The 22987-nt window shown below is 60.2% G+C and carries 24 protein-coding genes and 1 tRNA gene; 10 read left to right on the top strand and 15 right to left on the bottom strand.

What is annotated here, in order from left to right; genetic code table 11:
• Window positions 1–7: 7 nt before the first annotated feature.
• From J2T09_RS25000 to J2T09_RS24980, 5 genes are all read right to left on the bottom strand, one after another.
• Window positions 8–934, bottom strand: a complete 927-nt coding sequence (locus tag J2T09_RS25000) for a carbohydrate kinase family protein (RefSeq protein ID WP_306839755.1) — start codon at window positions 932–934, stop codon at window positions 8–10.
• Window positions 935–1026: 92 nt separating this feature from the next.
• A complete protein-coding gene (locus J2T09_RS24995; protein WP_153352214.1) occupies window positions 1027–1719 on the bottom strand; it encodes an orotate phosphoribosyltransferase in 693 nt (230 codons plus the stop codon).
• A gap of 98 nt (window positions 1720–1817) precedes the next feature.
• A complete protein-coding gene (locus tag J2T09_RS24990; RefSeq protein WP_306839749.1) occupies window positions 1818–2993 on the bottom strand; it encodes a sensor domain-containing diguanylate cyclase in 1176 nt (391 codons plus the stop codon).
• A gap of 166 nt (window positions 2994–3159) precedes the next feature.
• Window positions 3160–4197: a dihydroorotase gene (gene pyrC / locus J2T09_RS24985; protein ID WP_306839748.1), complete on the bottom strand. Its 1038-nt coding sequence runs from the start codon at window positions 4195–4197 to the stop codon at window positions 3160–3162.
• 150 nt (window positions 4198–4347) lie between these two features.
• Window positions 4348–4527: a hypothetical protein gene (locus J2T09_RS24980; protein ID WP_306839745.1), complete on the bottom strand. Its 180-nt coding sequence runs from the start codon at window positions 4525–4527 to the stop codon at window positions 4348–4350.
• On the opposite strand from J2T09_RS24980, the gene J2T09_RS24975 reads away from it, so the two are divergent.
• Window positions 4526–5389, top strand: a complete 864-nt coding sequence (locus J2T09_RS24975) for a tetratricopeptide repeat protein (RefSeq protein ID WP_306839743.1) — start codon at window positions 4526–4528, stop codon at window positions 5387–5389. The two genes, J2T09_RS24980 and J2T09_RS24975, sit on opposite strands and share 2 nt — an antisense overlap.
• Window positions 5390–5491: 102 nt before the next feature.
• On the opposite strand, the gene J2T09_RS24970 is transcribed toward J2T09_RS24975, so the two are convergent.
• Window positions 5492–6538 (bottom strand): proline racemase family protein, encoded by a 1047-nt coding sequence (locus J2T09_RS24970; RefSeq protein ID WP_306839741.1) that lies wholly within the window; start codon window positions 6536–6538, stop codon window positions 5492–5494.
• A gap of 115 nt (window positions 6539–6653) precedes the next feature.
• On the opposite strand from J2T09_RS24970, the gene cysQ reads away from it, so the two are divergent.
• Window positions 6654–7439 carry a 3'(2'),5'-bisphosphate nucleotidase CysQ gene (gene cysQ / locus J2T09_RS24965; protein WP_306839739.1) on the top strand — a complete coding sequence of 262 codons (786 nt, stop codon included), beginning with the start codon at window positions 6654–6656 and terminating at the stop codon, window positions 7437–7439.
• A gap of 3 nt (window positions 7440–7442) precedes the next feature.
• Here the strand turns inward: cysQ and hemN are convergent, their stop codons facing one another.
• On the bottom strand, window positions 7443–8786 hold the full coding sequence (hemN, locus tag J2T09_RS24960) for an oxygen-independent coproporphyrinogen III oxidase (protein ID WP_306839737.1): 1344 nt from the start codon (window positions 8784–8786) through the stop codon (window positions 7443–7445).
• Window positions 8787–8947: 161 nt separating this feature from the next.
• Here hemN and J2T09_RS24955 point away from each other — a divergent pair, with 161 nt between their 5' ends.
• Entirely contained in the window at window positions 8948–9157 is a 210-nt protein-coding gene (locus J2T09_RS24955) for a hypothetical protein (RefSeq protein ID WP_306839735.1), read from the top strand.
• Between the two features lie 80 nt (window positions 9158–9237).
• Here the strand turns inward: J2T09_RS24955 and J2T09_RS24950 are convergent.
• The 3 genes from J2T09_RS24950 to J2T09_RS24940 form a co-directional block, all read right to left on the bottom strand.
• Window positions 9238–9314 (bottom strand) — tRNA-Arg (locus J2T09_RS24950).
• A 158-nt stretch (window positions 9315–9472) separates the two neighbouring features.
• On the bottom strand, window positions 9473–10975 hold the full coding sequence (locus J2T09_RS24945; RefSeq protein ID WP_373458640.1) for a sensor histidine kinase: 1503 nt from the start codon (window positions 10973–10975) through the stop codon (window positions 9473–9475).
• Between the two features lie 166 nt (window positions 10976–11141).
• Complete coding sequence (locus tag J2T09_RS24940) at window positions 11142–13199, bottom strand: methyl-accepting chemotaxis protein (protein ID WP_306839733.1); 2058 nt, start codon at window positions 13197–13199, stop codon at window positions 11142–11144.
• Between the two features lie 431 nt (window positions 13200–13630).
• Between J2T09_RS24940 and rpmH the strand changes: the two genes are divergently transcribed.
• The 4 genes from rpmH (at window position 13631) to yihA (ending at window position 16787) form a co-directional block, all read left to right on the top strand.
• Complete coding sequence (gene rpmH, locus J2T09_RS24935) at window positions 13631–13765, top strand: 50S ribosomal protein L34 (protein ID WP_109458303.1); 135 nt, start codon at window positions 13631–13633, stop codon at window positions 13763–13765.
• Window positions 13766–13778: 13 nt separating this feature from the next.
• Window positions 13779–14201 carry a ribonuclease P protein component gene (rnpA, locus tag J2T09_RS24930; RefSeq protein ID WP_306839831.1) on the top strand — a complete coding sequence of 141 codons (423 nt, stop codon included), beginning with the start codon at window positions 13779–13781 and terminating at the stop codon, window positions 14199–14201.
• Complete coding sequence (yidC, locus tag J2T09_RS24925) at window positions 14185–15996, top strand: membrane protein insertase YidC (protein ID WP_306839728.1); 1812 nt, start codon at window positions 14185–14187, stop codon at window positions 15994–15996. Before rnpA ends, yidC begins: the two co-directional genes overlap by 17 nt.
• Window positions 15997–16145: 149 nt before the next feature.
• Window positions 16146–16787 carry a ribosome biogenesis GTP-binding protein YihA/YsxC gene (gene yihA / locus J2T09_RS24920; protein WP_306839726.1) on the top strand — a complete coding sequence of 214 codons (642 nt, stop codon included), beginning with the start codon at window positions 16146–16148 and terminating at the stop codon, window positions 16785–16787.
• Between the two features lie 128 nt (window positions 16788–16915).
• Here yihA and J2T09_RS24915 read toward each other — a convergent pair whose 3' ends face one another.
• The 3 genes from J2T09_RS24915 to J2T09_RS24905 all read right to left on the bottom strand — a co-directional run bounded on the left by J2T09_RS24915 (window position 16916) and on the right by J2T09_RS24905 (window position 18914).
• A complete protein-coding gene (locus tag J2T09_RS24915; RefSeq protein WP_306839724.1) occupies window positions 16916–17470 on the bottom strand; it encodes a fasciclin domain-containing protein in 555 nt (184 codons plus the stop codon).
• A 191-nt stretch (window positions 17471–17661) separates the two neighbouring features.
• The gene (locus J2T09_RS24910) at window positions 17662–18375 is read right to left on the bottom strand and encodes an anti-sigma factor (protein WP_306839722.1); all 714 of its coding nucleotides are present in this window, start codon (window positions 18373–18375) and stop codon (window positions 17662–17664) included.
• Window positions 18372–18914, bottom strand: coding sequence for a sigma-70 family RNA polymerase sigma factor (locus J2T09_RS24905; RefSeq protein ID WP_306839720.1), 543 nt, complete (start codon window positions 18912–18914; stop codon window positions 18372–18374). Before J2T09_RS24905 ends, J2T09_RS24910 begins: the two co-directional genes overlap by 4 nt.
• A gap of 149 nt (window positions 18915–19063) precedes the next feature.
• Here J2T09_RS24905 and argB point away from each other — a divergent pair, with 149 nt between their 5' ends.
• A complete protein-coding gene (argB, locus tag J2T09_RS24900) occupies window positions 19064–19951 on the top strand; it encodes an acetylglutamate kinase (RefSeq protein WP_306839717.1) in 888 nt (295 codons plus the stop codon).
• Window positions 19952–19966: 15 nt separating this feature from the next.
• Here argB and J2T09_RS24895 read toward each other — a convergent pair whose 3' ends face one another.
• On the bottom strand, window positions 19967–20506 hold the full coding sequence (locus J2T09_RS24895) for a methylated-DNA--[protein]-cysteine S-methyltransferase (protein WP_306839715.1): 540 nt from the start codon (window positions 20504–20506) through the stop codon (window positions 19967–19969).
• 62 nt (window positions 20507–20568) lie between these two features.
• On the opposite strand from J2T09_RS24895, the gene J2T09_RS24890 reads away from it, so the two are divergent.
• Together J2T09_RS24890 and J2T09_RS24885 are read left to right on the top strand one after the other, a co-directional pair.
• Entirely contained in the window at window positions 20569–21279 is a 711-nt protein-coding gene (locus tag J2T09_RS24890; RefSeq protein WP_306839713.1) for a pyrimidine 5'-nucleotidase, read from the top strand.
• A 142-nt stretch (window positions 21280–21421) separates the two neighbouring features.
• A complete protein-coding gene (locus J2T09_RS24885; protein WP_306839711.1) occupies window positions 21422–22039 on the top strand; it encodes a hypothetical protein in 618 nt (205 codons plus the stop codon).
• A 63-nt stretch (window positions 22040–22102) separates the two neighbouring features.
• On the opposite strand, the gene J2T09_RS24880 is transcribed toward J2T09_RS24885, so the two are convergent.
• Window positions 22103–22963 (bottom strand): LOG family protein, encoded by an 861-nt coding sequence (locus tag J2T09_RS24880; RefSeq protein ID WP_306839709.1) that lies wholly within the window; start codon window positions 22961–22963, stop codon window positions 22103–22105.
• Between the last annotated feature and the right edge of the window lie 24 nt (window positions 22964–22987).

Here is a 22987-nt window from a genome sequence, read left to right as displayed (position 1 = left end):
TTGATGCTTACAGCCCGATCTCTTCCGCAAACGGCGGATTGGCCCCTGCCCGCGATACCGTGACCGCCGCAGCCTTTGCACCCAGCGCCAGCGCCTTGGCGATCTGGTCTTCCGTCAGGTTCGCCACCTGCGCCTTGGTCAGCAGGTTCTGCATCTTCAGCGAGGCGAGAATGCCGGCATCGAACGTGTCGCCGGCACCGACCGTATCGACCACCGTCACGCGCTCGCTCGGCACGGTGACCTTGTGGGCAGCCGTGTAACCGACCGCGCCTTCGGCACCACGGGTGACGACGACCAGCTTTGCGCCGTGATGCAGCCAATGGCGGGCGAGCGTATCTTCGTCGCCTTCCATGCCGAACCAGGCGAGGTCCTCATCCGAAAACTTGACGATATCGGACATCGCCGCCATGCGGTTGATGCGGGCGAGATGCGCCGCCTTGTCCTTGATGAAACCGGGACGGATATTTGGATCGAGCGAGATGACGCGGGTGGCCGCCTCGCGCTTCATCAGCGCCTCATAGGTCGAACCACAGGGCTCCGGGATGAGGCTGATCGCGCCAAAATGCAGGGCCTCGCAATCATCGCCCAGTGCCGGCAGATCGGCTTCGGTGATCATGCGGCCGGCCGTACCTTCGTCGTAGAAGGCGTAGGTGGCGTGGCCATCGACCAATTTCACGAAGGCAATCGTCGAGGGGCGCGAGGCAAGCGCGCAATAGCTGAAATCGACATTGCTCTTGCGCAGCGTGTCGCGAAGGATATCGCCCATCATGTCGTCAGCCAGACCGGTAAAGAAGCCGGTCTTGACGCCGAGACGGCCAAGCGCGATCGCCGTATTGAACACCGCACCGCCGGCATAGGGCGAAAACGCCGGTTCGCCGAGCGTGGTTTCACGCGGAAGCATGTCGATAAGGGCTTCGCCGCAGCACAAGATCATGGATTTCCCTCCCGAGGAATAACCTGTTTGGCACAGGAATAAGCGAGCTTTTGACAATTGACCAGAGCAAAAGCTCGCTTAAAAATTTGCGCTTAGCGCGGCAACTCGCTGATGCCGCCATTGCGGGCGGACCATGCCAGCGGCGCGTCGAGGAATGCCTCTACTTCCGAAAGCGTCTTTTCGTCGAACAGTTTCTGGTCGCGCGCGACGGCCAGAACATTGCGCCAGGTGGCGATGTGGTGGAACTGCACCTTGCCATCGGCGAAACGCAGCGCGCCTTCATCGAAAATGCCATAATAGAACAGCGCCATGCCGTGATCGACAACGCCGCCGGCCGCGCGAATGGCGTCGATGAACTTGAACATCGAACCGCCGGCCGTGGTCAGGTCCTCGATGACGAGAACGCGCGAACCTTCCGGCATGTTGCCTTCGATCTGGGCGTTGCGGCCGTGGCCCTTGGGCTGCTTGCGGACATAGATCATCGGCAAGCCGAGACGGTCCGCCAGAAGCGCCGCGAAGGGAATGCCAGCCGTTTCGCCACCGGCAATGCAATCGAACTTTTCGAAACCGGCATCACGCAGCAGCGTGGCAACGGCAAAGTCCATGATGGTGGAGCGGACACGCGGATAGGAGAGCAGCTTGCGGCAATCGATATAGACCGGGCTCATCATGCCCGAGGCGAACTTGTAGTGCTTTTCCGCATTAAAATGCACCGCCCCGATTTCCCACAGCATCTTTGCCATGAGTTCGGCCATGACCGTGCGATCGGTAAATGTGGTGTGCATGTCTCGTGCTCCTTGTGCGTCCGTTGCTGCGGCATATCAGCAAGAAAGCCGCGCTTCCAGTGGATCGCGGCCTTCAGGAGCTAAAAGTGCCGAGAACATCAGGCGCTGGTGCGCACCTCTTCCAGATCGACCGCATGCAGGAAGCCGGCGACCTCCACCCGGTTGCGTCCGGCACGCTTGGCCTCGTAGAGCGCGCCATCGGCCAGATTGAGAACGGTATCGAAGCTACGGCCTTCCGCGGTGCCAAAAGCGATGCCGGCGCTGGCGGTGCAGGACACAGCCGTGCCGCCGATATCGATCATGCGGTCGGCAAAACCACGACGAATACGTTCGGCAATCCTTTCGGCACGACCGGGAAGAACATTTCTGACGATGACCACAAACTCCTCGCCACCAAGGCGGGCGATGGTAGCCGTCTCGGCCTGTACCTTCATCTCAGTGGCAAAGGCGCGAATGACCACGTCGCCGGCCGCATGACCGTGCTGGTCGTTGATCGACTTGAAACGGTCGATATCGAACACGATGACGGCGGTGGACTGGTCCATCTGCGCTGCGCCGAACTCCTCGAACACGGCGCGGCGATTGAGCAGGCCGGTCAGCGGATCGGTCATGGCTTCACGGCGATGGAAGGCCGCCAGACGCCATTGGTGCAGCGCCAGCGAAAAGGCGCCGACACCGGTCATGCTGGCAATGCAGATGGCGATGTTGAGCTTTTCCGCCCAGTTCTGCGGCGCATGTCCGATCACCCATTGCTGGCCATGGATCAGAACAATTGCGCAAAGCGCAAAGGAAATTCCAGCCGTCGTATAAAGCGATGCCATGCCGACCAGCGGCCCCGGCGCTTCGTGCCGCACCAGCCAATATTCGCGGCCCGTGGCGATCAGAAGGATCGCCGTCGTGACGTTCATCATGATGATCGAAATGCCATCATAGCCCAGCAGCATGGCCGGCAGGCCGAGAGCCATGACGATGGCGCCTGCAACCAGAGACACGCGCAGTGGCGAACGCCCGGATCGAAACTGGCATCCGGCCGCATACATGACGGAAAAGCCTGCCATGATGAAGAAATAGGAGATGGCGCCGATGATGAGGCCTGCCTCCAGCGTATAAGCGCTGTAGCTGAAAATGCCGACGATGATCAGCGCCAGGCTGACCACCCAGGTGAGCATGAAGCTGTCGCTGCGGCGCGATGCCCAGGTGGCGAAAAGCGCGACCAGCAGGCAGATCGCCGAGAATCCCAGCGCAAGAAGAAGTGAGTTGTAATCGAGCATCATGCCTCGCCGTGTCCCCGACGGGCATCATGTCCCGCCATTCCCCCAAGGCGAACATCCGCCCTCACGTTGGGCGGTAACTTAGGACCCGATTCATGATCAAAATATTACCGGGGCTGCTAAAATGCTCCGGTTATTCGACCATTACTGGGGGAATTTGTATCTTCTCTCATACAACCGACCAGTGTACCGGAAACATCGGGTCAAATACGGTCACCGGACCGGCGCCCGTTTCGATCTTGGCGGGGAAGGAAACCGGCTCTGCCTGTTTTTCCAGCGTGATGCGATCTTCGTTCGGAGCCAGGCCATACCATGCCGGGCCGTTGAGCGAGGAAAAGGCTTCCAGCCGGTCGAGCGCGCCATCCTCTTCGAACACATGCGCAAGGCAGCTCATCGTATTGATCGAGGTATAGATGCCGGCGCAGCCGCAGCCGCATTCCTTCAGCGGATCGACATGCGGCGCGGAATCCGTTCCGAGGAAGAAACGGCTGTCGCCCGAAGTGGCAGCGGCACGCAGGGCCAGGCGATGGCTTTCGCGCTTGGCGACCGGCAAGCAATAATAATGCGGGCGAATGCCGCCGACCAGAATGGCGTTGCGGTTGATGATCAGGTGGTGGGTGGTGATGGTACCGGCCAGATTGTTTTCAGCCGACTTGATGTAATCGATGCCATTGGATGTGGTGACATGCTCCATGGTGATCTTCAGTTCCGGCAGACGCTTGCGCAGCGGATCGAGCACGGTTTCAATGAAGACGGCTTCGCGATCGAAAATATCGACTTCCGGCGTCGTCACTTCGCCATGCACACAGAGCGGCAGGCCGATCTTTGCCATGCGCTCCAGCACCGGCATCGCCTTGTCCATGTCGCGCACGCCGCCATGCGAGTTGGTGGTGGCGCCGGCCGGATAAAGCTTGACCGCGTGGATGAGGCCGCTCGCCTTGCCGGCCTCGACATCATCGGCATCCGTATGTTCGGTGAGGTAAAGTGTCATCAGCGGTTCGAAACGATCGCCTGCCGGCAGGGCCGCCATGATGCGCTGGCGATAGGCTTGCGCATCCTGCGTCGTCACCACCGGCGGAACAAGGTTCGGCATGATGATGGCGCGGGCAAAGTGCCGGCTGGAATCGCCGATCACGCCCTTCAACATATCGCCGTCACGCAGATGCAGGTGCCAATCATCGGGGCGGCGGATGCTGATGCGGGTCATGGAAAGCGGCCTTTTTCATGGATTAGAGGTCTTGCCATATCATCGAAAGCCCCGGCGAAACAACCGTGCACCAAAGCGTGATTAAAATTCGCGATGACGAGGAAAGCCAAGCTATTTCAGCTTCATAGAACGCGGATTTGGCGGCGTTAGTCATACCGCCGCCTGGCAAACGCCAGTAAATCCGCAGGAAAACGCGGAACCGACACGCAATTGCGGCGTTCGTTCATCAATCTTTAAGTGATGGTGATCGGAGGCGAGGATGGTGTCCCGTTCCAATAAAGTCAATCGAATGATGCTGCTGGCCACAGGAAGTGCGGTCGCGCTGTGCATGCTGACCGTTTCCCTGAACGCGGAACAGCGCGCCAAGGTCGAGCACACGGCGGCATTGCAGAGCGATTGCGACCGTATGGCAGGCAGCGCCTATGACAGGGACCGCAACGCCACGTTCGCGCCTGTCGATATCGACAATATCGATGTCCAGGCTATCGGCGTTTGCCGCACCGCTTTCGAGGCGACCGGAAACCCGCGTTTTGCCTATCAGCTTGGACGTGCGCTCAACAAGGCGCAGGAGCCGGATGAGGCGATGGCGGCCTATGAAGCCGCCGTCGGCGGTGGATATTCCGCTGCCAAGGTGAATTTCGGCATGCTGATGGGCCGTCTTGGCGATGTGCAGGCCGAGTTCAAGCTTTACAGCGAAGCGGCCACGAGCGGCAATGTTCTGGCCCAGTACAATCTTGGCGTCGCCTATCGTGATGGGCTCGGCACCAATCCCGATGGGCAGCAGGCCCTGAAATGGTTCGAAAAAGCCGCCGTTGGCGGTGACGATACGGCCGCCTTCAACATCGGCTCGATTTATGACGAAGGCAAGCTGGTTCCCGAAGACAACCAGACCGCCATTGCATGGTACGATCTCGCCGCCCAGCGCGGTTCGACGGACGCCATGATCAATCTCGGCCTGATGTACGAAAACGGTGAAGGCATTGCCGCCAATCCGCAACGTGCCGCCGAAATGTTCCGTGCAGCTGCCGACAAGGGCGATGTGTTCGGTGCCTACAAGCTGGCTCAGCTGGAAGACCACGGTGTGACGCCGCCTGCCCCGCATGAGCCGGACCAGCTGGCAGAAAGCGTCAGCACGCTTGTTCTGAAACAGGGTGATGTAGAGCCCTTTGGCCTCAAGCCGAAGGATATCTGAGAGACCCCAGGGAGGCGCGGCCCGCTCCATCCCGGGTCCCTAGCGCTTCGAGAGCCCGGACCGGTCATGCCGGTCCGGGCTTCTTCATGTTCAGGCGGCCTCTCAAGCGTCGGGGATATCGCCTGCAGACGGCCCCCACACATCGGTCATGGCAAAACCGGCGGCCAGCGGATCGAATGGATCAAGCGCCACCTGATGCAGGCCGAAGGTGAAACCGCGGCCGGTTATGGTCGGCACGATGGCAGGTTTTCCGGCAATCGTGGTTTCCCGCTCCAGCCCCACTTCGAATTCCGAACCGATGATCGAGCGTGACGTGAAGACATCACCGACCTTGACCTTTCCACGCGCATGCAGCGCCGCCAGATTGGCGGAATTGCCGGTGCCGCAGGGGGAGCGATCCGCCCGGCCCGGCCACATGGTGGTGCAGGTGCGCACCGCGCCATCGGCATCCACGTCACGGAACATCACATAGGCAATGCCGGAAATCGCCGGGATTTCCGGGTGGACGGCGGAAAATGCGTCATTGGCGAGCTGCTTGATCACCATTCCGGCGCTGACGAGCGCTGCCGCATTGCCCTTGGAAATGGTGAGGCCGATCTGGCCGACATCCACAAGCGCATAAAAAATGCCGCCGTAGCAGACATCGAGGCTGATATCGCCCCATTGCGGCGTCGAAAGCTTCTGGTCGAGCGCGTGCACGAAGGACGGCACCATGGTGAGCCTGACCTTTTCGCAGCGACCATCGCGGCAAGTGGCGACGGCGCGCACGAGGCCGGCCGCCGTTTCCAGCGTCACGACGGTTTCCGGCTCCTGCATCTCGACAATGCCGGATTCGAGAAGCGCCGTTGTGACGCAGATCGAATTGGAACCGGAGCTGGCATGCGCCTGATCCGGCTGCAGGATGACGAAGGCGGCGTCGGCTGCAGGATCAATCGGCGGCAGGAGAAGATTGACGGAACCGAGCGGCATGCCGCGCGGCTCGAGGCAGAGGAAGCGGCGCAGTTCCTCCCCCTTCGGATCGCTGTTGAGCCAGGCAAGTTTTGCGGCCGTGGTCTCGCCGGGGATCTTTGGCACGCCGCCGATCGCCACGCGACCGATCTCGCCTTCGCAGTGGACGTCCAGCAACTGGATCGTGCGTTTCCACCTCATTTCCGTCTTCCTTATCTGATCAGGTGTATTTTGTCGTTGTCTGCACGCGTGAAGCGGTGCAGTAGTGAACACTTCTAGACCGGCCCGCACCGCCAAATCGAGGAAAAAGCTTCGAATGCTCGCGATATTCGGAAAAGCTGCCCTGGAAGCGGGCGCCGCTATTCTTCACATCTACCACAACGGCATGGATGTATCGCTGAAGGCCGATGACAGCCCCGTGACGCAGGCCGACGAAATCGCCGAAGAGATCATCGTTTCCGCGCTCACCGAAGCCTTTCCCGATATTCCGGTGATCGCCGAGGAAGCGGTTGCCGCCGGCCATGCACCGGATATCGACAGCCGCTTTTTCCTGGTCGACCCGCTCGACGGCACCAAGGAATTCATCAACAAGAGCAGCGATTTTACCGTCAACATCGCCCTGATCGACGGCGGCGTGCCGGTGGCCGGTGTCGTGTATGCGCCGGCGCTTGGCGTCGCTTATGCCGGCGAAGGCGACAAGGCGTGGAAAATGGCGGTTTCAGACGAAGGTCAGGTGACCATTCGCGTGCCGATTACCAGCCGCACCGTGGTGAAACCGCCGGTCGGCCTGATTAGCCGTTCGCATTGCGATGCAAAAACCCATGCCTTCGTTGCCGAACACGCGGTGAAGGACTGTCGCAGCATCGGTTCGTCGCTGAAATTCTGCATGCTGGCCGAGGGCGGCGCCGACGTCTATCCGCGTTTTACCCGCACGATGGAATGGGACACGGCAGCCGGCGACGCCGTTCTTCGCGCGGCCGGCGGCAGGACGCTCGGACTGGACGGCAAACCGCTCCTCTACGGAAAGCGCAACCAGGCGCACGACAGCGACTTTGCCAACCCCTCCTTCATCGCCTGGGGCCGGGCCGCCGAAACGGCCTGATCCTCATACAGCCACAGAATGCCGGGCTGCGCCCTGACCAAAATAGCGGTCGAAACGCGACGCGATGGTGCGCACGAAAATGCGGCCCTCCGGCGTGACCGAAAACACGTCGCCGTCAAACGCCGTCATGCCGTCACCATCCTGCTGCTGCACCTGCGCCGCCTCCGGCCGCAAAACCGATGCCGCCGGGCCGAAACGCCGCTCCAGATCGCTGACCGAAAACGCATAGCCGCACATCAGATCCTCGATGGCGGCACCGACGACACGGTCGATATCCGTCAACTCCTTACCGCGCAGGACCGGCAGACGCCCCTCTTTCACGGCACGCATGTATTCGCCGGTCGCCACGATATTCTGAACATAACCACGCCCGACCCTGCCGATGGAGGATGCGCCGAGCCCGACGAGACCGGGGGCGGCGTCGGTCGTGTAACCCTGGAAATTGCGATGCACCTCGCCGGCCTCCAGCGCCGTCGCAAGGCTGTCGCCGGGCCTGGCAAAATGGTCGATACCGACGGCCAGATAACCGGCCTGCGTCAGACGCTCGCTGACGAGCCCTGCCATGGCAAAACGATCCTGCACGCCCGGCAGCGCCTGTTCATCGATCAGCGTCTGGTGTTTTTTCATCCACGGCACATGCGCATAACCGAAGATGGCAAAACGATCCGGCTGCATGGCAAGCGACAGTTCGATCGTGCGCTCGACGCTTTCCATCGTCTGGTGCGGCAGGCCATAAACGATATCGAGATTGACGCCGCCGATGCCGAGTTTGCGCAGCGTTTCGACGACAAAGGCGGTCTGCTCGAAACTCTGTGGGCGGTTGATGGCCTTTTGCACGGCCTCGTCGAAATCCTGCACACCGATACTGGCGCGGGTGACGCCGAAATCGCGCCATGCGGTGAGCTTTTCCTCATCGACGAAACCGGGATCGATCTCGACGCTGATCTCGCAGTTCTCGGTGATATCGAAATGCCGGTCGAGCGCCTCGCGAAGACGCACCAAATCCCTTGGCGCGATCATGGTCGGAGAGCCGCCGCCGAAATGGATGGCGACCACCTGCCGCCGATCCTTCAATGCCGCTGCGACAAGACCGATTTCCAGCAACAGCGCATCGAGATAGGCCGCCAGCGGATCGTATCGCTTCACCTGCTTGGTGTGGCAGCCACAATACCAACAGAGACGGTCGCAAAAGGGCACATGCAGATAAAGCGAGAGCGGGCCATCATGCTCGCCGAGCCAGACCGCGTAATCGCCCGGACCAACCCCCGCATGGAAATGCGGTGCGGTGGGATAGCTGGTGTAGCGGGGAACGGGTGCGGCGTAACGGGCAACAAGATCCGGGTGCATGAAAGGCTCCTTTTCATGCCGGAAACTAGGCGGGTCCGACAGACAATTCCTTGACTTCGATCAAGTCTGCTCGGCCATCCCCATGGGGCCGGCATTGATGTAGGCTGCCTATCCAGCCAACAGCCACGCACATGTGGCGCATTCGAATCAGGAGAATCGCAATGTCATTGGTTCAGGAAACACTTTTGCCGGCACCGCTTCCGCATCCGCAGGAAATTCGGTCGGACTTCGAAATGCACGTCGGCAAACACATCAGCATGCAAGCCAGCGCCCGCATCACGCCGGCCGGCGTGGTCAGCGCCGGGATTGCAGTGGCGGTGATGACATTGGCATTGGGATATGTCGCCGGCTCATTCTGGCGACGTCGTTAGGAAACGACCCATCTTCGACAAAGCGCAAAGACGTTAAACCTCTGAGAGGTCTTTCATCGAAATTTCAAAGAGAAGAGAAATGGCGCACCCGAAGAGATTCGAACTCCTGACCCCCAGATTCGTAGTCTGGTGCTCTATCCAGCTGAGCTACGGGTGCGTCTGTCGGCGGTGTGTCCCGCCTCGTCAGCGGCGTGTTCCGCTGGCGTGGCGATCCTCTAAAACGTCCCGGAAACGAATGCAAGCGATTTTCCCGCCCGATTTGTCATTTTATCGACATAAGTCGTGCTCGGCATTGAATTCATTACGAAAAACGTATCAGGCCCGAGCCCGATAGTCTTCGAAGGAAACCGGACGATCCGGAATCTCGATACGGAACTGCGTTCCCGGCCCCGGTTTTTCCACCAGACCGATCGTGCCGCCATGGGCAAGAACCAGTTCGCGGGCAATCACAAGGCCGAGGCCGGTGCCGCCGGAACGCGCCGAACCGCGAAATGCGGAAAACAGGTTCTCTCTCGCCTTGCGCGGCATGCCCGGACCGGTATCATCGATGGTGATGCCCACCACGCTGCCGACACGCTGTGCCGTGACGCTGACCCGACGGCCGATGAGCGGATCGGTCACGTCCGCCTGCGCCAAGGCCTGCACGGCATTGCGGCAGAGATTGTGGATCACGCGAAAGAGCTGTTCGCTGTCGGCATCCACTTCCAGATCGGCGGGGATCTGGTCGAGATATTCGATATCCCCATCCGGATCGAGCGCCAGCATGTCGCGCACCTCCTGACACAAGCCCCCCAGCCGGATGCGCCGGCGCTTCGGGGCCGCCTCGCGAGCCTGACCGTAAGCCAGAACCTCGGTCGAATATTCGACGGCGCGGTCGATCGTGCGCAGAAGTTTGGGCGCAAAGCTGCGCACCATCGGATCCTCGACATCCACCAGCCTGTCCGACATCAGCTGCGCCGAGGCCAGAATGTTGCGCATGTCGTGATTGATCTTGGAAACGGCGAGGCCGAGGTCGGCGAGGTTTTTCTGCTGCTTCAGGGTTCGTTGAAGCTCGATCTGCATGCTCGTCAGGTGACGGCCGGCAACGGCAAGCTCGCCCTTTTCCTTGCCGGGACTGAACAGGCGACCGGGATCTTCCGGGTGTTCGGAAAAGATCTGCATGCCGCGCGTCAGGCGCCGGATCGGCTTGATCATCATGCGGTTGATGGCGACGTAGATCAGGAAGGCGGTGATCAGCGAGATCATCAGCGACAGGATGAACATGTCGCGCGAAAAACTGAGCATGGCCTTGTGCAGCGCCTTGTCGCTCATCACCAGCTCGATGATCATGTCGCTTTCGCCGATCGGCCCGTAGACGCGCATGACGCGATTGCCGCCGAACAGCAATGTTTCGATCGAGTCACGCATCGAGGTGAGCGGTGTCTGGGCGGCAAGATCGATCTGCTCATCCACCTGCGGCGGCATGTCCATGGCCGCCAGCAGCCGCGAGGTGCCATCCTTGCGCAGCGCGATCACCTTGGTACCGGTGGCCAGCAGCGTATCGTCCTGCACGGCGCGCGGCAGTTCGGCCGGCTGCAGACCGTCGATGACGATGCCGGCGGCCGCGGCCGTATCCAGCCTGTCGCGCAGCCAGCCATCACGCATATTGGCGACGGTCGGCACAAAGATCAGGATTTCGGCGAGCATCACGAAGATGACGGTGAGCCAGAGGAGACGTCCCGACAGGCCACCAAAGACACGCGGCATCGGCTCCAGCGGCAAATCCGCCGCCGGTCGCGTCTCGCCTTGTCGAGGCAGAACCGCCGCATCGTCCGTCATGCATTTCTCCATGGCACGCCAATCGGCGTAAATCATTGCGCCGCAGAGGCTGCATATTAGCGGCAGGATGCGGTTTTTCCAATCCTTTGCCCAAACAGGGTGCGCAACGCAAAAACGGCGACCGTTTTGGCGGCCGCCGTTGTGTTCTCACATCGATAATTTGGGCTCAGAATTCTTCCCAACTGTCGCCGGATGGTGCCGCAACCGCCGCCACAGAAGCCCCTCCTCCACCGAAGGCGCGCGCAAGCGTGCCGACCATCTTGCGTGCAGGAGAGACACGCGGAGCAGAATGACTGTCGGCGACCGCCGTGCGAACGGTCGAGACAGCTGCAGCGCGCGGCGCGGCTACAGTGCTCGCACCGGCTCCCGTGCCGATATCGAAGCGGGAAACGAGGCCGAACAGATGACTGGCTTCGGATGACAGCTTGTGCGTGGCGGCAGACGTCTCCTCCACCATGGCAGCGTTCTTCTGGGTCACCTGATCCATCTGGTTGACGGCCGTGTTGACTTCCTGAAGGCCGGTTGCCTGTTCACGGGCAGCCGTTGCAATCGAGTGGATATGGTCGTTGATGCGATGCACCCGGCTTTCGATTTCGGTCAGCGATTCCCCGGTTTTCTGTACCAGAGTCACGCCGCTCGATACTTCCTGGCCGGATTTGGTGATGAGCGCCTTGATATCCTTGGCGGCGTTGGCAGAGCGCTGGGCAAGCTCGCGCACTTCCTGCGCCACGACGGCAAAGCCCTTGCCCGCCTCGCCGGCACGTGCCGCCTCGACACCGGCATTCAGTGCCAGAAGATTGGTCTGGAAGGCGATTTCATCGATGACGTTGATGATCTGGCTGATTTCGCCGGATGCCTGTTCGATACGGCCCATGGCTTCGACGGCGTTGCGCACGACCGTGCCGGACTGGGCCGCACTCTGTTTGGCTTCCGTCACCATCGTGCTGGCTTCCTGCGCACGCTCAGCGGAATTGCGGACAACGGCCATGATCTGGTCCAGCGCGGCGGAGGTTTCTTCCAGCGCCGCCGCCTGCTGTTCGGTGCGCTTGGAAAGATCGTCGGTTGCCGCGCGCAATTCGTTGGAATTGTCGTTGATCGAGCCGGTCGTGCCCCGCACATCCTTCATCGTGCTACGCAGGTTACCCATGGCGCCCTCGACATTCTGCTGCAGTTCGGCAAAAGCACCGCGGAAGTCACCGTGCATGGACTGGGTCAGGTCGCCTTCAGCAAGGCGTGCAACGACACGGCGGACTTCCGACACGCCGGCATCGACGCTGCCGACCAGCTGATCGACATCACGGCCGAAGGCATCGAGACCCGCCTCACCGAAGGAATGATTGATGCGCCGGGTGAAATCGCCCCCCACGGCGGCGGTCACGACCTCGGCCATGCGGCGGCGGAACTCTTCGTTCTTGCCACGCATATCTGCCTCGCTGGCATTCATGCGCGAGACTTCGAGGCCGTTGCGCTTGAACACTTCGACCGTGCCGGCCATGTCGCCGATCTCGTCCTTGCGGCCGACCGACGGCACCTGCGTGTTGAAATCACCACCGGCGATGCGGGTCATTGCGCCCGTCAGTTCGACGATCGGATTGCTGAGATGGCGACGGCCGGTGATGAGGCCGAATGCGGCGCCGATGAGAACGCCGAAAACGGTAACCGCGGAAACGAGCAGGATAACCGTCTGGCCAAACGCGTCGAGTTCCTTGTCGAGCGTCACCAACTCTGCCTGGTCTGCAGCAACGATCTTGTCGATACTTGCCTGGAATGCCTTGCGGTTGGCACGATTGGCTTCATTGTTGCCCTGAACGGCGGCGGCTTCAGGCCCCTGTTCGCGGGCAAGCCTTACCGTTTCAGACCGGAACTGCGCAAAGCCTTGGGACTGCACCGCGACCGCATCGAAATCGGCACGCTGATCGACGGGAACCAGCGGTTGCCATTCGCCGATCACCTTTTTCAATTCCTCAAGATTGGCAAGAATGCCTTTGGCGAAAGGCTCCGAAGCGGCGACGCTGTCTGCCGCGTAGATACCGCGCGCCTCCATGACAACGGCGGTCACGACGCGGTTGACGTGTTCGCCCTTGTAAACACGTTCGGCAGCAATGCCATAGGTATCGATGCGATCACGATATTCGAAGATTGCAAACAGCGACAGGCCACCGATTGCGAATGCGACCAGGCTCATCAGGCCGACAAGTAGATTAATTCTGCCACGGATTTTCATGAAACCTCCCCCAAGGCGACGGGCACGTTGGCACGCAGAACACTGCGGTAGCTCGCACCTAGGCCAGCAGAATTACCATTGGTATTTTAATAAAAACTTTCACAAACAAACAATCAGAATGGATATATTATTTTAATTCAAATACATCCAAGAATATACTTCAACTCATAAATCAACCATTCCGGGAATTTATTGCATCGCACAACATAGCGCCAATATTTCGTCGCAGTGCAGCAAGACGCTGCACGCTTCACAATTGCGCTTTCAGCCCTTCGGCAATTGACTTTCGCGGGCCACTGCCCTTATAAGCCGCCCCAACGTCCAGCCCTTGGTCTGCGCGAGCGCAAACCTCATGGCGGAACGTTTCTTTCGCAACGCTCTTGCTCTTAGAAGCAAACCCAAGAAGGGCCGCACACCGCGGTATTAAAAAAATGAAGCGTACTTACCAGCCGTCCAAGCTTGTTCGCAAGCGTCGTCACGGTTTCCGCGCACGTATGGCAACCAATGGCGGCCAGAAGGTTCTGGCAGCTCGCCGCGCACGCGGCCGCAAGCGTCTTTCGGCCTAAGGCCGGCTGCCCGATGACAAACCGGGCGACCAAAGACGACACACCTCCGAAAAATGCTGTCGGGCGGCTGAAAAGCCGTCCGCAGTTTCTTCGTGTCCGGCAGGGAGAGCGCCGCAAGGGCAAGTTCTTTCTTCTGGAAGTGCTCGACCGCCAAGAACCGGATACCGGTGCCCGCGTCGGGTTCACCGTCACCAAGAAGCATGGCAACGCGGTTGAACGAAACCGCATGCGCCGCAGGCTGAAGGCTGCCGTTGGGCACAGTGCCGCAATTGCAATGAAAGACGGACACGATTATGTCATTGTCGCCCGACGCGAGGTGCTGACGGCGAAATTTGCCGATCTGGAGGCCGCGCTTTCCCAGCGCATCGAGAGCCGCCCGAGACATGGCACCCCGAGGAACTCCGCCCCAGGAAAGCATGATGGAAAAAAACCGTAATTACTTCATCGCGATCGGCCTATCGGTCGTGATCGTTCTTGCCTGGCAGTTCCTATACATGGGCCCGCGCATGGAAGCCCAGCAGCGCGCCGAAGAGGCCCGCCTGGCCCAGCAGGCGCAGCAGCAGACCATTACGCCGGAAAGCCCGGGCGCGACCTCGCCGACCACCGGCCTGCCCGGTGCAACACAGGCGCAGGCGACCGCAACTCGCGAGGAATCGCTTGCCAAGTCTCCACGCGTTGTCATCGACACGCCAGCCCTTTCCGGTTCGATCAACCTGACCGGTGCACGCTTCGACGACCTGAAGCTGCGCGAGTATCATGAGACGGTAGACGACTCGAGCCCGCTCATCACGCTGTTTTCGCCGGCCGACACCAAGGATGGCTATTTCAGCGAAGTCGGCTTTGTCGGCAGCGCCGATTCCGGCAGCGTTCCCGGCCCGGGCACCCAGTGGACTGTGGCCAGCGGCGACAAGCTGACCGTGCAGACGCCGGTGACACTCACCTGGACCAACGACAAGGGTGTCGTTTTCACCCGCAAGATCTCAGTCGACGAGCATTACATGCTGACGATCGACGACAAGATCGACAACCCGACTGCCGCCGCCGTCAATATCGGCTCCTACGGCCGCGTGACCCGCTACAACAAGCCGGCAACGCCTTCCGTCTGGGTTATCCATGAAGGCTTCCTCGGCGTCGCTGGCGCCGATGGCAGCCTCTCTGAAAACACCTATTCCAACATCGAAAAAGAAAATGTGACGCATCCGAAGGCGACCGGTGGCTGGCTCGGCATCACCGACAAGTACTGGGCGTCTGCGCTGGTCCCGCCGCAGGGCGTTGCCTACGAGTCGCGTTTTTCGCACTTCACCGATGGCCAGCCGCGTTACCAGGCCGATTTCAAGACAGACAACGTCACCATTCAGCCGAACGGCTCGACCGAACTGAAGAACCTCGTCTTCGCCGGCGCCAAGGAAGTGCCGCTGATCGCGCAGTATGAAACCCAGTTCTCGATCCCGCTGTTCGACCGCATGATCGACTGGGGCTGGTTCTGGTTCTTCACCAAGCCGATGTTCCAGCTGATGGACTTCTTCTTCCGTCACGTCGGCAACTTTGGCGTCGCCATCCTGCTCACCACCATCGTCGTCAAGGCGATCTTCTTCCCGCTGGCCAGCAAGCAGTATGCTTCGATGGCCAACATGAAGCGCGTTCAGCCGAAGATGGAAGAGCTGAAGGCCAAGCATGGCGACGACCGCATGGCCCTGCAAAAGGGCATGATGGAGCTGTACAAGGAGGAAAAGATCAATCCGATCGCCGGTTGCTGGCCGGTTCTTCTGCAGATCCCGGTCTTCTTCGCGCTCTACAAGGTCATCTACGTGACCATCGAAATGCGCCATGCACCGTTCTTCGGCTGGATTCAGGACCTTTCGGCTCCGGACCCGACCTCGCTGTTCAACCTGTTTGGCCTTCTGCCCTACGACGTGCCGCATGCGCTGATGATCGGCGTCTGGCCGCTGATCATGGGTGTCACCATGTTCGTGCAGATGCGCATGAACCCGACCCCGCCGGATCCGACCCAGGCGATGATCTTTACCTGGATGCCGGTCGTGTTCACCTTCATGCTGGCAAGCTTCCCGGCTGGTCTCGTCATCTACTGGGCATGGAACAACACGCTCTCGGTCACCCAGCAGGCGATCATCATGAAGCGCCACGGCGCCAAGATCGAACTGTTCGGAAATCTGGCGAGCATGTTCAAGAAAAAGCCACCGGCGGAAAAGCCTGCCGAAGACAAGAAATAAGATCGACAAACCCCGCTTCGGCGGGGTTTTTCTTTGGCCCGTTGAATGAGCCTTTATCCGGCAAAGCTTGACATATGCCCGCAAAACCCCGAAGCCCGGACCTTCAGATCAAAGACAGGACACCAAGACCAATGCCCGCAGACGGAAACATGGACGCCAAGCCTCTGTTCGGCCGCCCCTGGATCTTCATCCGTGGCGTGCCCTCGATGGATTTCCTGCCGCCGGAAGGCCCGCTGGAAGTGGCCTTTGCCGGCCGTTCCAATGTCGGCAAGTCGTCGCTGATCAATGCGCTGGTGGCCAAGAAGGGCCTTGCCCGCACATCAAACACGCCGGGCCGCACGCAGGAACTCAACTATTTCGTTCCCGACGGTTATTCCGGCCAAGAGGGCGACATGCCGCCGATGGCGATCGTCGACATGCCGGGCTACGGTTACGCGCAGGCGCCAAAAGCCATGGTCGACAACTGGACCAAACTGGTGTTCGATTATCTGCGCGGCCGCGCCACGCTGAAGCGCGTCTACGTGCTGATCGATAGCCGCCACGGCATCAAGAAGAATGATGAGGACGTGCTGGACCTGCTCGACAAGGCTGCCGTTTCCTATCAGATCGTGCTGACCAAGACCGACAAGATCAAGGCACCCGGCGTAGTCAAACTGCTGGCGGAAACGACGGAAAAGATCCGCAAGCGGCCGGCGGCCTTCCCGGAAGTGCTGGCGACATCCTCGGAAAAAGCGGGCGGCATCGACGATCTTCGTCGCGCCATCGGCGTCGCCGTTGGGCAACCGGCCTGACGGATTGCTGTGGGGACGGCAGGGGACACCGTCAGGCCGGTCGAACGGCCGTGTTCGGGGCAGAAGCGGCCGTTATTCTGATGGACGGCCGGAATGCCTCACGGCTCCGGCCATGCCAGACTTATTCGTTACATTTTCGGCAGAAGCACAGCGTCTATGACGTGAATGACGCCGTTCGACTGCTTGACGTCGGCGATGGTGACATGGGCGACGCCGCCGTTTTCATCGGTCAGCGTGATCTTGCCCATGGACTGCTTGGCCTTCAGAACGCAGCCGCCGACGGTCTTGACGTCATGTGTGCCCTTGTCGTCCTTGATCATCTTTTCGATGGCCGTGGACATGGCATTGGCGGCAACGACATGGCAGGTCAGGATCTTGGTAAGCTGCGCCTTGTTTTCCGGCTTCAGCAAAGTGTCGACCGTGCCCTTGGGCAGCTTTGCGAAGGCTTCGTTCGTCGGTGCGAAGACGGTGAAGGGACCCTTGCCCGAAAGTGTGTCGACCAGACCGACAGCCTTTACGGCGGCAACCAGCGTGGTGTGATCCTTCGAGTTGACGGCGTTTTCGACGATGTTCTTGTTTTCATACATGGCGGCACCGCCGACCATCGGGTTCTTGGCCTGCGCCACGCCAGCAGCAGCCACCACGCCGACAATCGCCAGCGCGCGAATAACGGATTTCAACATTTCAGAAGTCCTCTTCCACAATTGATCCGGCGGTCGCGGCGGGCTGCCGGAGCGCTGGTTCCTCATCCTCGGAACATAAGAAGAGACGGTTGCCTGAGGAAAAGAGTTTCAGCCGAAACGAGCATTTCAAATAAAAAAATCCGACGATTGCGCGCCGGATTTTTCAACTGCGTAAGTGGCAGGTTAACATGTCACGGCGCGCGAGTCTGGCCTGCGGCGATGACCGGTCCGGTTGCCGTACCCGTCGGAGAACCACCGTATGGCTCGAGACTGACGGCGAGCGTTACGCCCGCCGCAATGCGGCTTCGCATCGCTTGGGGGATTTCGATTTCGCCCTCACCGCTTTGCGGCAGCACGCCCAGCGATACGGCCGGGTCGTTTCCGGAGATCATCCAAAGCTCCAGCGATTTCTGATCGCTCGGCCCAGCAGCAACCGGGGTGACCGACAGACGGCCGCTATCGGCCTGATAGCTGGCAACGAGGCTGATGGCATTGCCTTCGCCCGACATCTGCGCCACCAGCGGCTCGCCCGGCGCCTGCCCACCGAACGGTACGTTCTGCAATACGACCGTGCCCGCCAGCAGGATGACGGACAATGCCGTCATGGAGCGCCACAGCGCCACCGAACTCCAGACGCCGGCAAAACCGCTTTTCGCCGGTTTCGGGAACAGCCTTGCCTCGATACGGGGATAGATGCCGGCACGTGGATTGGCGAGATCATAGTCGTCGTTGAAGCTCGACAGGTTTTCCGACCAGCGACCAACCATGGCTGCAAATGTCGTATCGCGCGACATGCGCGCCTCGACATTGCGTCGCTCTTCCAGCGACAGCACGCCGAGCACATATTCCCCGGCAATCACCTGGTCGCGGGCCCTGTCGCCTTCGCTCTGGTCTGGTGTGGTCATCTGTCCAAGCACTCTCTCAGCTTCAATAGGCTCCGCCTCAGCCAGGTGCGCATCGTGTTGAGCGGCACGGCGTGGCGGTCTGCCAGTTCCTGGTAACTCAAACCCTCCACATAGGCGCTGCGAACGGCGCCTGCGCGGTCAGATTCCAACTCTTCCATGCACCTGTCAATGCGCTTGCCCTCGCCCTTCAGGACGGCGGCCTGCTCGGGATTGGAACCGCTGTCGGCAATATCCCACCCTTCCTCGTCGATATTGCTGGCCACCGGACGGCGTGCCCGCAACAGGTCGATCGAATGATTGCGGGCAATCGCCGTCAGCCAGCCGAGCGGATTGATGCCGCTTGCAGCATATCGATCTGCGCGGTGCCAGATCTTGACGAAGATTTCCTGCAGGGCATCTTCGGCATCGGTTCTGTCCTTGAGAATACGAAGGCAGACGGAAAAAAGTTTCGGCGATGTTGCACTATAAAGCGCGGAAAACGCCGCCCTGTCGCCAAGACTGACACGCGAAATCATCGTCGCGAGGTCTTCACCCGCCATGCTTGCATCCCCTCTGCGTCCCTATCCCGCAAAGGTTGGCCAATGGCGCACAATGTCAATATACCCAATCGCTAAATCTGCGCAGGAATTGTTTTCACCGTCAAAAACATGCGTTAAAAGGCGGCACTTCACATGTAGGGAAATTTTCCATGACGGCTTCCGAAAGCGAACTCCAGGCTCAGTTGCTTGCACAGGCTTTGCCCTACATGCAGCGATACGAGAACAAGACGATCGTCGTGAAATACGGCGGCCATGCCATGGGCGACAACGCGCTGGGCAAGGCTTTTGCTGCCGATATCGCCTTACTGAAACAGTCCGGCGTCAACCCGATCGTCGTGCACGGCGGCGGCCCGCAGATCGGCGCCATGCTGTCGAAGATGGGCATCGAATCGAAATTCGAAGGCGGCCTGCGCGTCACCGATGCGAAGACCGTCGAGATCGTCGAAATGGTTCTCGCCGGTTCGATCAACAAGGAAATCGTCGCGCTGATCAACCAGACCGGCGAATGGGCGATCGGGCTGTGCGGCAAGGACGGCAACATGGTGTTTGCCGAAAAGGCCAAGAAGACCGTGATCGACCCCGACAGCAACATTGAGCGCGTGCTCGATCTCGGTTTTGTCGGCGAAGTGGTCGAAGTCGACCGCACCCTGCTCGACCTGCTCGCCAAGTCGGAAATGATCCCGGTCATCGCACCGGTCGCTCCCGGCCGTGACGGCGCCACCTACAACATCAATGCCGATACGTTTGCCGGTGCAATCGCCGGTGCGCTGCATGCCACCCGCCTTCTGTTCCTCACCGACGTTCCGGGCGTGCTCGACCGCGACAAGAACCTCATCAAGGAACTGACCGTCGCGCAGGCGCAGGCGCTGATCAAGGACGGCACGATTTCCGGCGGCATGATCCCCAAGGTCGAAACCTGCATCGATGCCATCCGCTCCGGCGTTCAGGGTGTCGTCATCCTCAACGGCAAGACCGCGCATTCCGTGCTGCTCGAAATCTTCACCGAGCATGGCGCCGGCACGCTGATCGTTCCCTGATCGCAGAACAAGCGGTCAGGAAAGGGCGAACAGCCCCACCGGCCGCATATCGCCTTCGTGGCGCAGGAGCCATTTCTTGCGCCACAAGCCGCCGCCAAAACCGGTCAGCGAGCCATCAGACCCGATGCAGCGGTGGCAGGGAATGACGATCGGGATACGGTTGGCATTATTGGCCTGAGCCACCGCCCGAAACGCCGTTGGCTCGCCGATCGCCCGGGCCAGATCGCCGTAGGAACAGGTTTCCCCAAGCGGCACGTCCAGCAGAGCCTGCCAGACACGGCGTTCGAACTCCGTGCCGTCATAGTGAAGCGGCACGCGGAAATCGAAGCTTCTGCCGGCCAGATACTCGGCGAATTCATCCGAAAACTGCTCAAGCGCCTCACTGCTGCCCGGAACGATGCGGGCATTCAACTTGCGCTCCAGTCGCGAGATCGCGTGGACACGTGTCTTCGCGTCATAGAATTCGACGGCGAAAAGATGCGTTTCGCTGGTGACGGCGAGGATCAGGCCGATCGGCGTTTCGAACCATTTTGCATAAAGGCCGATCTCTTCCATCCCGTCGCTTCTCCCACCTTTTCGCGCTGGCCTTTATTTCAGCGGCAGTGCATAACCGCGCCATGCCTCATCTGAAGACACTTCCCGACGCCGCCGATTTCGCCCATGTCACCGAATGGGTGTTCGATCTCGACAATACGCTCTATCCGCATCACATCAATCTGTTCGCGCAGATCGATACCAACATGACGGCCTTCGTGGCGGAACTGCTGCAGATGGAACCGGCGGAAGCAAAACTGCTTCAGAAAAAATATTACCACGAACACGGCACGACGCTGAAAGGCCTGATGCTCAATCACAGCGTCGATCCCGCCGCCTTTCTGGAACGCGCGCATGCGATCGATTATTCGCTGCTGCAGCCACAGCCGGATCTGGGCGAAGCCATCAAGGCACTGCCGGGCCGCAAATTCATCCTGACCAACGGCACGGTTCCGCATGCGGAAGCGGCTGCCGGCGCCATGGGCATTCTCGACCAGTTCGACGACATCTTTGATATCGTCGCGGCCGACTACCTGCCGAAACCGGCCAGCGCCACCTATGACAAGTTCGCGGCGCTGAACAAGGTCGACACGAAGAATGCGGCCATGTTCGAAGACCTGCCACGCAACCTGATCGCACCGAAGGCACTGGGCATGCGTACCGTCCTGCTGGCACCGGAAGTGACGGCGGATATCGTTATCGAGCGCTGGGAAAAGATCAGCGACGACGATGTGCATATCGATTACCTGACGCAGGATCTCACCGGTTTCCTGCAGGCGCTTCAACATAAGTGAAGGCTGGCGGGTTGCGATCCGCCCCCCCCTTGCCACCTTGCCACCTTACCGAAAGTTCATCCACCTTACCGATGTTTAAGTGGTCCTGATCCGACCACGGCCTTACCTTGAAGCTGTAACAAGCAATCAGGAAGGAAACATCATGAACGCCAAGAAGATCGCACTTGCTGCCCTTGGAGCCGCTTTTGTGTTCGGCACCACCGTGCCGAGCTTTGCGGCTCCGGGCGATCGCGGCCCGAAAGGTCATGGACCGCGCCATGAGATGGGCGGCCCGATGATGAAGGAACGCGCCTTCATCTACCTCCTGAAAAACGCTGATGCCGACAAGGACGGCAAGGTGACCAAGGCGGAATTGACTGCTTTCGTGGAAAAGAAGTTTACCGAGATCGATGCCGACAAGGACGGCTCGCTGACACCGGGCGAATTCCGCGCCTACCGCAAGGCCGCCATGGAAGCTTTTCGCAAGGATCATCCGCGCCCCGAGCGTGAGGAAGCCGCCAAGGATGGCGCCAAGGACAGCGATGGTCCGAAACACGAACGTGCCGAAGGCAAGGAAGGCAAACGCCACCAAGCCAAGGGTCCTGGCCGCCATGCGAAAGGTGGTCCCATGATGCGCCTGATCCGCATGGCAGATACGGACGAAAACGGTCAGGTGAGCAAGGCCGAAGCCACGGCCGCCACGGAAAAATTCTTCGCCTTCATGGATACCAACAAGGATGGTGCCATCAGCATCGACGACCTGCCGGACCGCCCCCTCTAATTTCCGGCAGAGCGTTGCAGAACCCGCCCCAATTCCCCGTGGGGCGGGTTCTTTATGTCCGGCTTATAGCCCGTAAAATTCCGAAACAACCTTCCACGCATCTTCCGCCGTTTCAACGAAATTGAACAGCGACAGGTCTTCCGGTGCGATCGTGCCGAAATCGGCAAGCGCGCCGAAATCGATGATGCCGCGCCAGAATTTTTCCGAAAACAGAATGATCGGGATTGGCTCCATGCGCTTGGTCTGGATCAGCGTCAGCGCCTCGAACATTTCGTCCAGCGTGCCAAAACCGCCCGGGAACACCACGACCGCCTTTGCACGCGTCAGAAAATGCATCTTGCGGATGGCAAAATAGTGGAAATTGAAGCTCAGTTCCGGCGTCACGTAGCTGTTCGGCGCCTGTTCGTGCGGCAGCACGATATTGAGGCCGATGGTCGGCGCACCCACTTCGGAAGCGCCGCGATTGCCGGCCTCCATCACGCCCGGCCCCCCGCCCGTCACCACCACATATTCCTTGAAATCGTCAAGCCGTGACTGCTGCGCGCAAAGGGCCGCGAACTTGCGGGCTTCCTCGTAATAGACCGAGGCCGCCGTGAGGTTCTTGCGCTGCGTTTCGTTGCGCGCCGCCCACGGTTCGACACCCGGGGCCGGGATGCGGGCACCGCCGAACAGAACGACCGTGGACTTGATGCCCATTTCCTTCAGCGACAGTTCGACCTTCAGAAGCTCGAGCTGCAGGCGCACCGGCCTCAGTTCCTCGCTGCAGAGAAAATCCTCGTCGGCATAGGCAAGGCGGTAGGAAGGTGACAAGGTCTGCGGGGTTTTGGGAACGGCCTGCGCCTTGCGCCTGTCTGTTCCGCTATCTTTCAGGGGATCCCATGAACCGTCCGCACGCCGTGCGGCTTCGTTTTCAGTCTTTGTCATTCCATTCCCTCAGTACCAAATCGC

Source organism: Neorhizobium huautlense (assembly GCF_030811685.1).
Lineage (GTDB): Bacteria > Pseudomonadota > Alphaproteobacteria > Rhizobiales > Rhizobiaceae > Neorhizobium > Neorhizobium huautlense_A.
Note: the sequence above shows the minus strand (reverse complement) of the source record. Positions and strands in the feature narration are given on the sequence as shown.

What these genes read in the sequence shown, in the direction of transcription:
- J2T09_RS25000 (WP_306839755.1), bottom strand. Translation starts at nt 934, where the DNA reads ATGATCTTGTGCTGCGGCGAAGCCCTTATCGACATGCTTCCGCGTGAA.
- J2T09_RS24995 (WP_153352214.1), bottom strand. Translation starts at nt 1,719, where the DNA reads ATGCACACCACATTTACCGATCGCACGGTCATGGCCGAACTCATGGCA.
- J2T09_RS24990 (WP_306839749.1), bottom strand. Translation starts at nt 2,993, where the DNA reads ATGATGCTCGATTACAACTCACTTCTTCTTGCGCTGGGATTCTCGGCG.
- pyrC (WP_306839748.1), bottom strand. Translation starts at nt 4,197, where the DNA reads ATGACCCGCATCAGCATCCGCCGCCCCGATGATTGGCACCTGCATCTG.
- J2T09_RS24975 (WP_306839743.1), top strand. Translation starts at nt 4,526, where the DNA reads ATGCTGACCGTTTCCCTGAACGCGGAACAGCGCGCCAAGGTCGAGCAC.
- J2T09_RS24980 (WP_306839745.1), bottom strand. Translation starts at nt 4,527, where the DNA reads ATGCACAGCGCGACCGCACTTCCTGTGGCCAGCAGCATCATTCGATTG.
- J2T09_RS24970 (WP_306839741.1), bottom strand. Translation starts at nt 6,538, where the DNA reads ATGAGGTGGAAACGCACGATCCAGTTGCTGGACGTCCACTGCGAAGGC.
- cysQ (WP_306839739.1), top strand. Translation starts at nt 6,654, where the DNA reads ATGCTCGCGATATTCGGAAAAGCTGCCCTGGAAGCGGGCGCCGCTATT.
- hemN (WP_306839737.1), bottom strand. Translation starts at nt 8,786, where the DNA reads ATGCACCCGGATCTTGTTGCCCGTTACGCCGCACCCGTTCCCCGCTAC.
- J2T09_RS24955 (WP_306839735.1), top strand. Translation starts at nt 8,948, where the DNA reads ATGTCATTGGTTCAGGAAACACTTTTGCCGGCACCGCTTCCGCATCCG.
- J2T09_RS24945 (WP_373458640.1), bottom strand. Translation starts at nt 10,975, where the DNA reads ATGACGGACGATGCGGCGGTTCTGCCTCGACAAGGCGAGACGCGACCG.
- J2T09_RS24940 (WP_306839733.1), bottom strand. Translation starts at nt 13,199, where the DNA reads ATGAAAATCCGTGGCAGAATTAATCTACTTGTCGGCCTGATGAGCCTG.
- rpmH (WP_109458303.1), top strand. Translation starts at nt 13,631, where the DNA reads ATGAAGCGTACTTACCAGCCGTCCAAGCTTGTTCGCAAGCGTCGTCAC.
- rnpA (WP_306839831.1), top strand. Translation starts at nt 13,779, where the DNA reads ATGACAAACCGGGCGACCAAAGACGACACACCTCCGAAAAATGCTGTC.
- yidC (WP_306839728.1), top strand. Translation starts at nt 14,185, where the DNA reads ATGGAAAAAAACCGTAATTACTTCATCGCGATCGGCCTATCGGTCGTG.
- yihA (WP_306839726.1), top strand. Translation starts at nt 16,146, where the DNA reads ATGGACGCCAAGCCTCTGTTCGGCCGCCCCTGGATCTTCATCCGTGGC.
- J2T09_RS24915 (WP_306839724.1), bottom strand. Translation starts at nt 17,470, where the DNA reads ATGTTGAAATCCGTTATTCGCGCGCTGGCGATTGTCGGCGTGGTGGCT.
- J2T09_RS24910 (WP_306839722.1), bottom strand. Translation starts at nt 18,375, where the DNA reads ATGACCACACCAGACCAGAGCGAAGGCGACAGGGCCCGCGACCAGGTG.
- J2T09_RS24905 (WP_306839720.1), bottom strand. Translation starts at nt 18,914, where the DNA reads ATGGCGGGTGAAGACCTCGCGACGATGATTTCGCGTGTCAGTCTTGGC.
- argB (WP_306839717.1), top strand. Translation starts at nt 19,064, where the DNA reads ATGACGGCTTCCGAAAGCGAACTCCAGGCTCAGTTGCTTGCACAGGCT.
- J2T09_RS24895 (WP_306839715.1), bottom strand. Translation starts at nt 20,506, where the DNA reads ATGGAAGAGATCGGCCTTTATGCAAAATGGTTCGAAACGCCGATCGGC.
- J2T09_RS24890 (WP_306839713.1), top strand. Translation starts at nt 20,569, where the DNA reads ATGCCTCATCTGAAGACACTTCCCGACGCCGCCGATTTCGCCCATGTC.
- J2T09_RS24885 (WP_306839711.1), top strand. Translation starts at nt 21,422, where the DNA reads ATGAACGCCAAGAAGATCGCACTTGCTGCCCTTGGAGCCGCTTTTGTG.
- J2T09_RS24880 (WP_306839709.1), bottom strand. Translation starts at nt 22,963, where the DNA reads ATGACAAAGACTGAAAACGAAGCCGCACGGCGTGCGGACGGTTCATGG.